The 14,475-nt window shown below is 52.9% G+C and carries 10 protein-coding genes; 2 read left to right on the top strand and 8 right to left on the bottom strand.

Annotated elements, in window-relative coordinates; translation table 11 throughout:
- Positions 1 to 103: 103 nt before the first annotated feature.
- Positions 104 to 1,459 carry a sodium:alanine symporter family protein gene (locus M1D30_RS00115; RefSeq protein WP_248504970.1) on the bottom strand — a complete coding sequence of 452 codons (1,356 nt, stop codon included), beginning with the start codon at positions 1,457 to 1,459 and terminating at the stop codon, positions 104 to 106.
- A 103-nt stretch (positions 1,460 to 1,562) separates the two neighbouring features.
- Here M1D30_RS00115 and M1D30_RS00110 point away from each other — a divergent pair, with 103 nt between their 5' ends.
- Both M1D30_RS00110 and M1D30_RS00105 read left to right on the top strand, forming a co-directional pair.
- Positions 1,563 to 2,087: a TlpA family protein disulfide reductase gene (locus M1D30_RS00110; protein ID WP_371874118.1), complete on the top strand. Its 525-nt coding sequence runs from the start codon at positions 1,563 to 1,565 to the stop codon at positions 2,085 to 2,087.
- Between the two features lie 277 nt (positions 2,088 to 2,364).
- Positions 2,365 to 4,905, top strand: coding sequence for a TonB-dependent receptor domain-containing protein (locus M1D30_RS00105; protein WP_248504968.1), 2,541 nt, complete (start codon positions 2,365 to 2,367; stop codon positions 4,903 to 4,905).
- Between the two features lie 78 nt (positions 4,906 to 4,983).
- Here M1D30_RS00105 and M1D30_RS00100 read toward each other — a convergent pair whose 3' ends face one another.
- From M1D30_RS00100 to lepB, 7 genes are all read right to left on the bottom strand, one after another.
- Positions 4,984 to 7,044: an alpha/beta hydrolase-fold protein gene (locus M1D30_RS00100; protein WP_248504966.1), complete on the bottom strand. Its 2,061-nt coding sequence runs from the start codon at positions 7,042 to 7,044 to the stop codon at positions 4,984 to 4,986.
- Positions 7,045 to 7,081: 37 nt separating this feature from the next.
- On the bottom strand, positions 7,082 to 9,709 hold the full coding sequence (locus tag M1D30_RS00095; protein ID WP_248504964.1) for a glycoside hydrolase family 3 C-terminal domain-containing protein: 2,628 nt from the start codon (positions 9,707 to 9,709) through the stop codon (positions 7,082 to 7,084).
- Between the two features lie 101 nt (positions 9,710 to 9,810).
- Positions 9,811 to 10,008, bottom strand: coding sequence for a hypothetical protein (locus M1D30_RS00090; RefSeq protein ID WP_248504962.1), 198 nt, complete (start codon positions 10,006 to 10,008; stop codon positions 9,811 to 9,813).
- A 35-nt stretch (positions 10,009 to 10,043) separates the two neighbouring features.
- Positions 10,044 to 11,234 carry a phosphoribosylaminoimidazolecarboxamide formyltransferase gene (locus tag M1D30_RS00085; RefSeq protein WP_248504960.1) on the bottom strand — a complete coding sequence of 397 codons (1,191 nt, stop codon included), beginning with the start codon at positions 11,232 to 11,234 and terminating at the stop codon, positions 10,044 to 10,046.
- Between the two features lie 98 nt (positions 11,235 to 11,332).
- Complete coding sequence (locus M1D30_RS00080; RefSeq protein ID WP_248504958.1) at positions 11,333 to 13,339, bottom strand: helix-hairpin-helix domain-containing protein; 2,007 nt, start codon at positions 13,337 to 13,339, stop codon at positions 11,333 to 11,335.
- Between the two features lie 4 nt (positions 13,340 to 13,343).
- Positions 13,344 to 13,937 (bottom strand): WbqC family protein, encoded by a 594-nt coding sequence (locus tag M1D30_RS00075; protein WP_248507890.1) that lies wholly within the window; start codon positions 13,935 to 13,937, stop codon positions 13,344 to 13,346.
- On the bottom strand, positions 13,934 to 14,473 hold the full coding sequence (lepB, locus tag M1D30_RS00070) for a signal peptidase I (protein WP_248504956.1): 540 nt from the start codon (positions 14,471 to 14,473) through the stop codon (positions 13,934 to 13,936). Before lepB ends, M1D30_RS00075 begins: the two co-directional genes overlap by 4 nt.
- Positions 14,474 to 14,475: the final 2 nt, after the last annotated feature.

The following is a 14,475-nucleotide window of genomic DNA, read 5'->3' as shown; positions in this document are numbered from 1 at the left end:
AAAAACGTAACTACCTGATAATCAGCAGTCACTCATTTTCGAAGTGTCCGAAAATGGACACTCCTACTGTCCGAAAGTGAACAATCTTGGGAAGGAGTAAAAATTACTCCTCCATTTCCTCATCCAACCGATTGCCCCAAAGATATTTTTTAGTCTCTCTTGCAGCCACGCCACTAAGCAGCAGCAGGGCGATGAGGTTAGGAATAGCCATGAAGGCATTCATGGTGTCGGCGATGTTCCAGATGATGTCAAGACTGATGATGGAGCCAAAGAACAGCGCCACAATATAAAGAATACGGTAGAAGCGGTTGGCACGTCGTGCCTCGATATAGTTCACAGCACTCTCACCATAATAGCTCCAGCCCAGGATGGTGCTGAAGGCGAAGGTGAGGATGCCAAAGGTGAGCAGTGGTGCACCCACATAGGGAATCTTCGAGAACGCCACCTTGGTGAGGGCAGCGCCATCGGCATAGCTGATGTCTGGATAGGCCAGGATGCTACTGACAAGTACCAGTCCTGTGAGGGCACAGATAACCACGGTATCCCAAAACGTGCCCGTACTCGACACCAACGCCTGGCGAACAGGGTTGCGCGTCTTGGCGGCAGCAGCCACGATGGGAGCCGAGCCCATGCCACTCTCGTTAGAGAACAAGCCTCGTGCGATGCCATAGCGGGCAGCCATCATCACCGTGGCACCCACAAAACCGCCACCTGCGGCCGAGGGGTTGAAGGCCGACTGCACAATGAGTTGCACGGCTGGCCACACAAAATCGCCATTCATCACCAGGATGACGAGGCAGCCCAGCACATAGAGCACGGCCATGAACGGCACCAGGATGGTGCACACGCGAGCAATCGACTTGACGCCACCCAGGATGACCGAGCCTGTGAGCACGCAGATGCTGATGCCGATAATCCACGTGGGTATGCCGAAGGTCTCGCTGGCCAGCAGGGCGATGGAGTTGGCCTGCACGGTGCAGCCGATGCCAAACGACGCCAGGGCGGTGAAGACGGCAAAGAGGATGGCGAGCCACTTCATGTCGAGGCCTCGCTCGAGGGCATACATTGGGCCGCCATAGGTATGGCCGTCGCTGCCCTTCACACGATATTTCACAGCCAGCAGTCCCTCGGCATATTTCGTGGCCATGCCGAAGATGCCTGTAAGCCAGCACCACAGCACGGCACCAGGACCTCCCAGTGCCACGGCCGTGGCCACGCCCACGATATTACCTGTGCCGATGGTGGCCGCCAGGGCTGTGGCCAAGGCTCCAAACTGACTCACATCGCCGTCGGCGCCTGCATCTTTCTTCACCGACAGGCGAATGCCCGTGAGCAACTTGCGTTGGGGGATGCCCAGACGAAAGGTAAGGAAGATGTGGGTTCCCAAAAGGAGGATCACCATGGGCCAGCCCCACAAGAACGAGCTGAGCAGCGAGAAGAAGTCATTGATTGGTTCCATTTGTCGTCGTTTCTTATACAGCGCACAAAGGTACGCTTTTATTTCCATATTTGAATCTTTTTTCTTAATTTTGCAGCCTGAAACCACATAAAAAATAAAAAAGATGAAAAAAGTAATGATGACTATGATGATGCTCGCAGTAGCAATTTCGCTCACAGCATCGTGCGGACAGCGCCAGCAATCGGCTGCTAGTATAGAACAAATGACGGTGGAGGAAGGCAAGATGGCGCCCGACTTTGAACTGCCAGACCTGCAGGGCAAACCCACAAAACTTTCTTCGCTCAGGGGCAAGTATGTTGTCATCGACTTCTGGGGCGCCTGGTGCATCTGGTGTGTGCGTGGCATTCCCAACATGAAGGAGGCCTACGCGAAACACAAGGACAAGATGGAGATTCTGGGTGTGGACTGTCGCGACACGGAGGCTAAATGGAAGGCTGCCGTCAAGGAGCACGAACTGCCTTGGAAGCAGGTGCGCTGCCCAGATGATAAGTTTCGCGGCCTGATGGAGCAATACAGCGTTGAGGGCTTCCCCACCAAGGTCATTGTCGACCCTAAAGGCAAGATTGTTAAGGTGGTGACGGGCGAGGATCCTTCTTTCTATACCTTCCTCGACTCGCTGTTCGAATAAAATAAGTATCGAATAACAAAACAAAAGGGGCTCTCTACAGGCCCTTTTGTTTTGCTATTATATGTATTTCATTTGTTTCTATAGGCGATACAGTTTGTTTCTATAATGGAAACAGTTTGTTTCGATAATGGATACAAAGTGTTTCCATAGGAGAAACAAAGTGTTTCCAACGTTGAAACACTTTGGAAACAAAAATAGAAATTATTTCATCATGCAAAAAAAACTTTTTGAGTGTAGTTTAAACCTTTATTAAGGTTATGCGTCAAATAAGCACATTATGAATAAACTAGTTTATACCCTATTATTTTTTATTGGTGTCGCACTCAACGTGCAGGCACAAGGTGTGGTTAGAGGAAAGGTGCTCGACAAACAGAACGACGAGGCACTGCAGTTTGTAACCGTGAGACTGACCGACAGCGCCGGCAAACTGGCTGGCGGCGGCATGACCGACGTGAAAGGTGCCTTCAACATTCAGGGCCTGAAGGACGGCAACTACACACTCCAGATTTCTTTGGTGGGCTATAAGGACGTGAAGCGCGCCGTACAGATTACGCCGCAGAAGCGCACTGTGCACTTCAACGCCATCTATATGGCCGAGGACCAGAAGATGCTGAAGGAGGTGCAGGTGACGGGTCAGCGCTCGCAGATGAAGTTGGAGGTGGACCGCAAGACGTTTACCGTGGACGAGGTGCTGGCAGCTGCTGGCGGCTCGGTGAGTGATCTGCTGGAAAACATCCCATCGGTGGAGGTGACCACCGACGGCGAGATCTCGCTGCGTGGCAACTCGAGCGTGGAGGTGTGGATCAACGGTAAGAGCAGCGGTCTGACCAGTGACAACCGTGCTGAGATTCTGCAGCAGATTCCTGCCGAGAGCATCGAGCGCATCGAGGTGATCGACAACCCCAGCGCCAAATACTCGCCTGAGGGCACAGCCGGCATCATCAACATCATCCTGAAGCGCGACCGTCGTGCTGGCTACTACGGCTCTGTGCAGACGGGCGTGAACAACCAGAAAGGATGGAACGTGGGTGGCAACATCAACTATTCTTCGAAGTGGGTGGATGCCTATGCCAACCTGGGCTATCGCAAGCGCAAGGGCAATGGTGGCAACATGAGCGACCAGCGCTATCGCGCCAACGAGAGCTCGCCCTTCAACAGCTATCAGTATAGCGAGGGCGAGAACAACAACAATGGTGGCGGACTCTTTGCTCGCGCTGGACTGACCTTCCACCTGAGCGATGACGACGACCTGTCGCTGGCCGGTATGACCATGCAGGGCAACCGCTCGAACGACAACCTGACGACGTATGAATATGGTTCGTTCGACGCTGCTGGCAACAAGACGCCCGACCGCCAGCTGAACCGTCAGACATGGGGCGACGGCAAGAACCACATGTATAACGTGGAACTGTCGTTCACGCATAAGTTCAATGAGAGTGGTACGCACAAGTTGGACGCTATGGTGTCGTTCAACAAATGGAACGGCGACGGCTCGAACGAGTATCTGAACGATACGACCTATCTGGGCACGATGGCCTCAACATACAGTTATCAGTACAGACCCATGGACATGAACAACCGCCACTGGGAGACGCGCCTGGACTATGAGAACCAGATAAACGAGAACTTCAAGATTGAGGCGGGCTATGAGGGTCGCTTCTCGCACGAGAACACGCCACAGAGCAGCTATGAGTATGCTGCCGCTGGACAGGCTCAGCGACTGGCTACGGACGACCCCCTGCTGAAGGAGGACCCCTACTTCTACAACCGCTTTATCTACGACAGCGACATCCACGCCCTTTATGCCACGGCCAACATGAAGTTTGGCAAGTTTGGCGTGATGGCTGGCCTGCGTGGCGAATACTGGAAGGTGGACACGAAGAGCATCGACTACTATCAGAACGAGTCGCCCTTCAAGAAGGATTACTTTGAGTTGTTCCCCTCTGTCTTCCTGAACTATGAACTGACACCCACGTCACAGATTCAGCTGAACGTCACACGTCGTCTGCGTCGTCCCTGGGGCGGACAGCTCAACTCGTTTAAGAACACGCGCGACGCCTCGATGATCGAGTTTGGTAACCCTGAGCTGACACCTGAGTTTACCAACGCTTTCTCGCTGAACTACCTGAAGACATGGACCAACCACACGCTGTCGCTGGGCACCTACTATCGCCCCACCACAGACGTGATGCAGCGCATCCGCTATCAGGGACTGTATGAGGGTCAGAACGTGATGTATATGACTAACCTCAACGTGGCCAAGAGTCAGAGTGCTGGTGCCGAGCTCATCCTGAAGGATAAGTTCCTGCGCATCCTCGACCTGACCACCACGCTGAACGCCTACTACTATAAGTTGGACGGCTTCTCGACCATCGTTGAGAACCAGACGGTGACGGGCGAGGGCAACGAGAACTTTGCCTGGGACGCTCGCGTGCTGGCCTCAGTGATCCTGCCCTACAGCATCTCTGTGCAGGCCACAGGCAACTATCGCTCGCGCTCAGTGATCACCCAGGGTCATCGCAAGGCTAACGGCTCGCTGGACCTGGGTCTGCGCAAAACATTCCTGAACAAGACCTTCGCACTGGCCCTGAACTGGCGCGACGTGTTTAACACCCGTAAGTTTGAGAACTATACTGAGGGTCCCACCTTCTGGCGCCATCAGAAGAACTATCGCGACCCACGCATCAACCTGCAGCTCACCTGGAACTTCGGCAACATGACGAAGAAGAAGCCTGAGCGCGAAGGCGAGGAAGGCCACGGCAACGGTCTGGACGAGGACAACAACAACACGTTTGGTGGTGGTGGCGGATTTGAGTAAGATCCACACATCATAAGACATAAAAAGGCGGCAGGGACAAACGTTCCTGCCGCTCTTTATGATAAGCTATTCAAGGGATTACATCTGAGGGCCTCCAAAGCCACCTCCGAAACCTCCGCCGAAGCCACCGCCTCCGCCGAAGCCACCGCCTCCGCCGAAGCCGCCTCCGAAGCCGCCGCCTCCAGCAGGACGACCGCCACCACGACGGTTGCCACCACCAAAGTTACCTCCGCCGAAGCCAGGGAACTGGTTATCGGGCTCGCGACCAATCTCGAGGAGGAGTTTGACGAGGGCACGACGACGCTGTGTCCATGTGGGATAGTCGTCGGCACGGAGCACACGGGGTGCGAAGCCAGGCATCTGGGGTGCGCCACCACCCTGCTGCATAAACTCGAGGGCACTGGTGGTGAGGATACATGGCTTGGTCTTGCCATCGGCAATGAGGCGATCGACAATAGCGTCGGCACCACCTACCTTAAACCAGCTCTCCATGGTATCGCCCTCGCCAGGCACCAACTGGATGAACTTAGGCATGGACATGCCCTGACGTGGCATGGGCGAGGTGTACCAAGCCTCGTTGCGGTCGAGCTCGTAGGCCACGCGGCCGTGCTCTATCTCACCCTGAGACATAAAGTTGAAGGGCGACATGGGGTTGTCGGCCACACTGAACTTGAAGCCACGGTCTGGGGCGAGGTACATGTTGCTGGGGTCGGCCACAGCCGTACCATCGACCATGAAGCAATACTTAAAGGTCTCGAAGAGATAGTCCTTCAGCACCACACTCCACACGCCATCGCTGTCGCGCTCCATCTTGACAGCCTCGGGCAGCATCTCGCAGGCCAGCTCTACGTTCTTGGCCTCAGGAGCCTTGAAGCGGAAGGTGATGCCCTCAGGAGAATACTCGGGCGAGACAATAGGACGGGGGAACAGACGGGCCATGACGCCAGCAGTGAACTGCTGCTCCTGACCAGTCTTGGCGGGGGCGGGCTTGCCTTCCTTCATAGCGGCCTCGGCTGCCTTCTTGTTGAAGAGCAGGGGCAGGGTCTTAGAAAGGAAGTACTTGGCGTTCATCCAGGTATGACCAAACTTGTCGGTGGTAAACTCCTTAACACTCTGGATGCCCTTGTCGTCGAGGAACTGCATGTAGTCGCGTGCATTGCCATAGAGGAAGTCGTCTGTGCCCACGCCGAGCCAGAAGAGATTGATCTTCTTGTTGGTATCGGCAGCCTTGTCGTAGACATTGGGGATGTCGGTAGAGGTGAACGAGCTGTAAGAGCACAGATACGAGAACTTGTCGAGGTTGGTGAGGCCGTTCATCAGGGCCTGGTTGCCACCACGCGAGAAGCCACCGATGGCGCGAGAGTCGCGATCGTTCTTGGTGCGATAGGTCTTCTCGATATAGGGCATCAGGTCGTTGATGAGGTCCTTGCTGAACACATCGCCACCAAAGCGCATCTGGGGTGCACCACCAGGGGTTGCACCAGGAGCGCCTGGGGCACCATTAGCAGGACGTGGAGGCAGGAGCTTGGTGGGATTGCCATAGGGCATCACCACGATCATCTCCTTGGCCTGGCCATCGGCCAGCAGATTGTCGAGGATGTAGTTCACACGGCCCACCTTATAGTAGACCTCCTCTGTATCGGTGGTGCCACTAATCAGATAGAACACGGGGTACTTCTTCTGCTGGTCCTCCATATAGCGGGGAGGCAGATAGACGATGGCGTTGTTGGTGGCGCCAAGACTCTTCGAGAAGTAGTGCACATACTCGATGCGGCCATGGGGCACTGGACGGATATCGTGAGGCAGAGACCCGTCTTTCGACGGAATCTCTACCAAACTGTTCTTAAAGCCTTCGTTGGGGAAGTACTGAGGATTTTCTGGATCCATGACGCTGACACCATCGACGATGAAGCAATAGGGATACATGTCGGGGGCCACAGGGCCAAGGGTCACGGTCCATGTGCCATCGGCAGAGCGAGTCATATCCTGACGACCAGCAAACTGGACGTCGACCTGGACTTTCTTTGCAGAATCGTTCCGATACTGGAACGTTACCGTCCCGTCGTTGTTGGGGCGGGGCTGTGCTGATGCCGAGGTTACGGCGGCCATCAGCGTAAACATAAGCAATGTCTTTTTCATATTGTTGTTGAGTTATTGGTTAAAAGGTTAGCTTTACTTATTTCACGGTGAAATCGAACGACTGCAGGTCTTTGTCGAGAGAAGACGTGCCATAGAGGATCTGATAGCGACCAGGCTTCACAGCCAGCTCGTCGATCGTCTCGTCGTAGTATTCGAAGGCCTCGCCATCGAGGGCGATAGTGGCTTTCTGGGTTTCGCCAGGCTTGAGGCTCAGCTTCTGGAAGCCCTTCAGGGCCTTGATGGGTGCACCTGGGTCGTCGAGACGCTTCACATAGACCTGAACAGTCTCTGTGCCCTCGCGCTTGCCAGTGTTGGTCACAGGTATGGTGACGGTGCAAAGGGGCTTGCTAACCTTACCGGATTTTCCAGACTTTCCAGAAATTTTGGCTTTACCCACGCTAAAGGTGGTGTAGCTTAGACCATAGCCGAAGGCATACTGGGGCACGCCAGTGAAGTAGCGATAGGTGCGGTTCTTCATAGAATAGTCCATGAAGTCGGGCAGGTCCTCAGTAGAGCGATAGAAGGTGACAGGCAGTTTGCCGCCAGGGTTATAGTCGCCCAGGAGCACCTCGGCCAGAGCCTTGGCACCACCCTGACCAGGATACCAGGCCTGGAGGAGTGCATCGTACTGACCCTCGACGCTGCCAAAGGCGATGGCAGAGCCTGAGCAGTTGACAAAGATGACGGGTTTGCCGGTCTTGTGCATGTCGCGAAGCAGGATCTGCTGCACCTTGGGCAACTCGATGTCCTGCTTGTCGCCACCCTCACCCTCCATGCGGGCAGAGATGCCGCCAATGATAATGATGGCATCGGCCACGCTCACTTCCTTAGCCAGGTCGGTGAAGTCGGCCAACTTACGCTCGCAGATGTCGCCACGCAGCATGGCGAAGTTGCCTGTGCCACGACGGTATTCGATAACAACATCGTAGGTCTTGCCTTTCTCAACGTTGAACGACTTATAGTCGGCACCACCACGGCGTCCGAAGCCTCCGAAGCCACGACGATTGCCGCCGCCCTTGTTCTCCTCAACCACCTGACCGTTGATCTTCAGCACATAGCCATTGTCGGTAGAAAGGGTGTACTTCATCTCGCCAGTGAAGGTGGCCTTATAGGTGCCACTGATGCGTACGGCGAGGTTGTCGTTGGTGATGCCCTCGGCAAAGCCCCAGGCACCAAAGGTTGAGAAGTTCAACTCAGTATAGTAGCCGCTCTTGACGGGGTTCTCGAAGTTGGTGTTTCTGTCGTTCCAGAACTCCACCTTCACACCCTTGCCATCGTTGAATTCCTGCAAGTGTTTAACAGTGGTGTATTCGTCATTTAACTCACAAGCCTTGTGGTAGATGATTTTGGTGTTGGGCAGGGCGTTCTTGATGCCTTCCAACAGCGAGTGCTGGTGGTTCTTGGTGGGGGTGCCGCCGTAGTTACCGTTCAGCAGTTCCACATCATCGGCATTAGGACCAAGCACGGCCAGAGTCTTGATGCTCTTTGACAGAGGAAGGATGCCATTGTTGTGGAGAAGAACCATCGACTCGCGAGCTGCCTGGGTGGCCAACTCGTCGTGCTTCTCGCAACTGATGACATCGGAGGTGAGGTTGGCCCAAGGCAGTTTCTCGGCTGGGTCGAACATACCCAACTCGAAACGGCCCATGAGGGTCTTACGCAGGTGACCGTCGAGGTCGCTCTCCTTGATGAGTCCCTTCTGCAGACCCTCTGTGAGGTTCATGAAGATCTTACCACACTCCAGGTCAGTACCATTAAGAACGGCATCGACAGAGGCTGAGAGGGGATCCTTGTGGGTCTCGTGCTGGCCACGGTTGAAGAAGTTATTGATAGCGTCGCAGTCGGTCACCACCAAACCATCATAGCCCCACTTGTTGCGCAGGATGTCGATGAGCAGGCGGTCGCTGGTGCAGCAGGGCTTTCCTTCGAAACGCTGGTAGGCACACATCACCTCACGCACATTGGCTTTCTTCACCAAGGCCTTGAAGGCAGGCAGATAGGTCTCCCACAGGTCGCGGTTGGTGGGCTCCACGTTCATGGAGTGGCGCAAGGGCTCTGGTCCGCTGTGCACAGCATAGTGCTTGGCACAGGCGTGAGTCTTAAAATACTGATCGTTGTTGCCCTGCATGCCGAGAACGGTTTGAACACCCAGCACGGCATTCATGTAGGGATCCTCGCCGCAGGTCTCCTGACCACGTCCCCAACGGGGGTCACGGAAGATGTTGACGTTAGGACACCAGAAGGTCAACTCGGGATTGCCTGGATAATAGGTCTCGCCCATGCCCACATGCTTCACGCTGTGGTCTGAACGGTTCCAGTTGGCACGGGCCTCATCACTCACCTGCGAGAAGACATCGTGCACTAACTTGGCATTGAAGGCAGCAGCCATGCCAATGGGCTGTGGATAAACGGTGTAGTCGCCCTGACGCACACCGTGGCAGGCCTCGCTCCACCAGTTGTAGGAGGGAATGCCCAGACGCTCGATAGAGATTGACTTGTTCATCATCAGTCCTACTTTCTCTTCAGGCGTCAGCATGCCTAACAGGTTCTCTACACGCTGTGTTCTTGGCAAATTGGTATCTTGCCAAGCATACTTCACCTGCGCATTTACACTTGTGGCACCCATGGTAATGGCCAAGGCAGCCAACATTAACTTTCTTTTCATGTTGTTGTTTTTAATTATGGTTATATTTACAGCGCAAAAATACAAAAAATCCGGCGCAATGATTGCGCCGGATGTTTCAAGAACTTTTCTTTTTGTCTCATTTAGTGCTTACGATTAGCTCGCTGCTCGCGGTATTTTGCCTTTTGACGGGCCGAGCCGCTGCCATGAGCTCCCGTAATATACTTCTTTTTCTTGGCTTTGGTTTTCACCTTCCCCTCGTTGGGGTCTTTGCGTTCGCCACCCTTTCCAAAGGAAATACCATTCTCAAGAATGCTCTGAAAATCGTCTTCGCCTACCATAATTATGGGTTTTATGGGGTAAATGAACCAATCTATTAATGATGGAACAGACGCACACCTGTGAAAGTCATGGCAATGCCATACTTGTCGCAGGTCATAATGACATGATCATCGCGTACGGAACCACCTGCCTGAGCAATGTACTGAACACCACTCTTGTGGGCACGCTCGATATTGTCGCCAAAGGGGAAGAAAGCATCACTGCCAAGGCTCACCTCGGTGTTCTTGGCAATCCACTCTTTTTTCTCGGCCAGGGTAAGTACCTCGGGCTTCTCAGTGAAGAACTGCTCCCATGCGCCATCACGCAATACGTCATCGTGCTCATCCTCAGAGATATACACGTCGATAGTGTTATCGCGGTCGGCACGACGGATGCCTGGCTTGAAGGGCAGGTTGAGCACCTTGGGATGCTGGCGCAACCACCAGATGTCGGCCTTCTGACCAGCCAGACGGGTGCAGTGGATACGGCTCTGCTGACCAGCACCGATACCGATGGCTTGACCGTCTTTCACATAGCATACAGAGTTTGACTGAGTGTACTTCAGGGTGATGAGAGCAATCATCAGGTCGCGACGAGCCTCATCAGAGAAGGTCTTATTCTGGGTGGGGATATTCTCGAACAAAGCGGGATCGTCCAACTTAATCTCGTTGCGACCCTGTTCGAAGGTAACGCCAAACACCTGCTTCGTCTCGATGGGAGCGGGCTTGTAGTTGGCATCAATCTTAATCACATTATAAGTACCCTTGCGCTTGTCCTTCAGGATCTCAAGAGCCTCAGGGGTATAGTCGGGTGCAATCACACCGTCAGACACCTCACGCTTGATGATCAGTGCTGTTGTGGCATCGCAGGTATCGCTCAGGGCAATGAAATCGCCATAAGAAGACATGCGGTCGGCGCCACGGGCACGAGCATAGGCACAAGCGATGGGACTATCGTCCAAACCAGGGATGTCGTCGACGAAATAGATGTGCTTCAACGTGTCGCTTAAAGGCAGACCTACGGCAGCGCCTGCGGGTGAGACGTGCTTGAACGAGGCGGCAGAAGCCAAACCTGTGGCTTGCTTCAACTCTTTTACCAACTGCCAGGAGTTGAGTGCATCCAGCAGGTTGATGTAGCCAGGACGGCCGTTAACGACTTCGATGGGGAGCTCAGAGCCGTCGGCCATGAACACACGCGAGGGCTTCTGATTCGGATTACATCCGTACTTCAAGGGTAATTCTTTCATTTTTGCAAGGCAAATTGGTTTGTGGGTGCAAAGTTACGAATTTTAAGTGAAAAAGTGAAAAGTGATAATTGAAAAATTGCTGTCAATCATCATTTTATCTAAAACTTCCAACGCAGTTGAAGGTCTAAGTCCGTGGTATGCGACTTTGCTATTTGCTGCATACCCGAGCTGATAACGTCGCGGTCGAAATAATTAGTGTGGCCTAATTTGGCAGAAAACAAAAGATGATTTGTTATATCAGCCTTAACGAAAAGGGCAGCACGAACGCCGTGTCCGTAGAACATAGGGAAAGAGAAGTCGTGCGCCAGCTGTCGTTCGTAGATGTAGATACGACTGTTATAGTCATCAGTATCAAAATAACCTGTCATCAGACTGGCCTGCCAGTGCTTGGCAGAATATGCCAGATGTTCGCTCACCATATAGCCACGACTCGTAGTCTTGTAATCAGAACGGGTATAATCCAACTCTGTCTTGGCACTCCATTTTGAGGGATGCGCATAGGTCAATGACAGTCGGCCGCGATGCTCATTATCTGGAATCAAGGCTGTCTTCTTCTCATTATCCTTTTGACGAAGGCGAACACGATGGCGAGCATTGACAGACCATCGCCGCAACTGATAATCGGCTTGCAATGAAAAGTCGTATGAGTGCGAGGACTGTGACACCAGATAGCGTGCCCAAGGGAAATAGGCATAGTCGGCATACGCTTGCAAATACAGGCGGGCGAGAGGGTTCCACGTCAACCCCAGATAGTAGCCGGCCTCATTCTGAGTGCGCGAGCTCTCGCCAAAGCCATGAGCATGAAGACCCGTATAACGATAACTGTAGAAACGCTGAAAAGCCATGATGCCGAAGCGACCTGACGGTTGAAAACTCAAAGAATGGATAGAAGCCAGCGCACCATCACGGTTAACGGCCGTCTCACCATTCAGCGACAGGCGATGATGAGTGTAACCATAATCAACACTTGCGTTAAAGAAATGCGTTCCTTGGGCATAATAACGACGATAGAGCTGCTTGGTGTTAGGATGCAGCTGACGGTCCAGCTGCGTATAAACCATGTTGGCACCCAGATGAAAGCCACCCTGCTGATAGCGGATGATAGCACCAACATCCGTCTGATGACTATTATACTTCTTTTGCAACTCAGAGAATGTGCGATGATAACCACTCGTAATGATTGTCGATATGGTGCCATCCTTGTTTAGTGTCGCATCAATAGGGCGGTAGGAAGCAAAGACCGTTACCGTAAGCGGACGGAAGAGACGGACAGTGGCAGCCGCTCCCTGCATATAATCAGCCTCAGAACGAGAACTATGTGGGCGCAGGGAATTCGTGCGTCGACCCATATTCTGCAGCATCATTTGCTTTCCAAGCGAGAAACTCGTGTTAAGCACAAGTCCCATAGCCGATGACACCTTATACTTTCCCACGATAGCATTCTCCAGAAAGCCCAATTGCTGTATCTGCAAATAATACGAATAGGCATCATATCCCCACGGATTACTAGTCGAGAAAAAAGGCTCACCCGCATCCTGAGCCCCAACGAGTCCCACCCTCAGATAAGACCCATACGCAAACTCATAGCGAAAGGAATGGCGATACTTATACCCTAAATAGCCCGTTGTATCTCTAAGCAAGTCGCCCTTTCTATTATAAAACGGCACACGACCTGTCAGCGTCATGGTGTGCTTACCATATTTAGCAATCGTAGACCAACTGGGAAAAGACTTCTCCTTAACAGGCGCCTCGCCAATTGCAACGAAGAAAGGCAGCAGCGCCAACTGCTGGTAACTCATGGCCTTCACCATGCGCAACTCACCCAGAGAACGCATGGGTCCGTAGCGAAGCAGATAATCCATGAGCTCGTCTATCTGTTGCTCCGAAAGAAAAGGAAGCTGTTCCAACTCCTGACGGTTGGTGTTATTCAGGTTGATGGGATGCTCGGCCAACTGCTGCAGACGCTCATAATCATCTAAATCCGCGTCATCGTCCGTATTCTCCGCATCATAAATCTCATGCCACACCTGTTCCCATGAGCCCTGTTCTTGTGCACAGACCGACAGACAGCATAACAAAAGCAAAGAGACAATACCTAGCCGCATAGCATCATAAGAAAAAGATGCTCTCTGGCCCCATATTGAAAAGAAGATCCAGAATACTCAGGTTCGATAAGAATCCATGTTTCTGCTGGTATACCTGATAATACTTACGCAGCATAAACTCACTGTCCTCAAGCGGATGCTTAGGGTTTATGACCAAGCGGAAATCAGAGCAGTCCTGCGAAGACTGATGAACGATACTCGGCTGAATATCCAGCAACTCACACACCTTCCTGCAGATAGCATCATTATAGTCCACCAGACGTTCCCAGTTGTTCTCCTTGAAGAAAGGACGCAAGTCATCCTCATAATACTCAAAGAAAGCCGAATCGCCATAGGCCGACTGCAAGGCCTGCCAATGCAAGTGCCGCCAATTGCCATGATCAGAAATCAGCACATCACTGATAGAAGACTTCGAATCGTGAACCACAGGAACCGTCAGCGCCTGCACACCCTGAGTAGTTGCAATAAGACATCGGTTGCGATAAGTCTGCTTCTGGAAACGCTCCTCACCGTCGATGACCACCTGGTCATAACGATGAAGCTTCTGATACCATTGAACAGGACCGAAGTAAGTAGTAGACAAGCATGCCGTGGTCATAGTGGAAGAAGCATTCTGTTTGTTCGCCAGCCATCCCATACAGATGACTGCGGTTCATGACTATAGACCACCATGAAGGCACGTCCAATAATAAATTCCTCAGAAATAAAACCCAGCGTTTTCGAGTCCACCGCATTAGCCGGATTCACAGACTCCAGCCAATAGTAATCCCCATCGGCACAGTCTTTCAAACTTGGCACGACGAGTGTCTGCCCCTCATAGTTGATTGTATCGCCAGGCAATGCCTTGCAGCGACAAATTAGAATCTGTTTCCTGTCCTGCGGCAGTTCAAAAGCCACCAGATCGCCCTTACGAATAGGGCGTCGCACGATGCGACCATAGTCAAAGAAGCCATCCTTCTTACCCACTCGCAGTCCGTAGCTCCATCTGTTCACCACGATACGGTCACCAGCCTGGAATGTTGGTTCCAGGCCAGTGCCATTGATGGTATAGATGGTGAAGCCTACCACCCTAACAACCATCAGCAGTGCGAAGGCTATCAGGAAAGCGAGTAGGAATCGGAGGGTCTTCTTCATGC

The organism is Prevotella sp. E15-22, from assembly GCF_023204875.1.
In the GTDB taxonomy this organism is placed as follows: domain Bacteria; phylum Bacteroidota; class Bacteroidia; order Bacteroidales; family Bacteroidaceae; genus Prevotella.
This window is presented reverse-complemented; position numbering and strand designations above follow the sequence as displayed.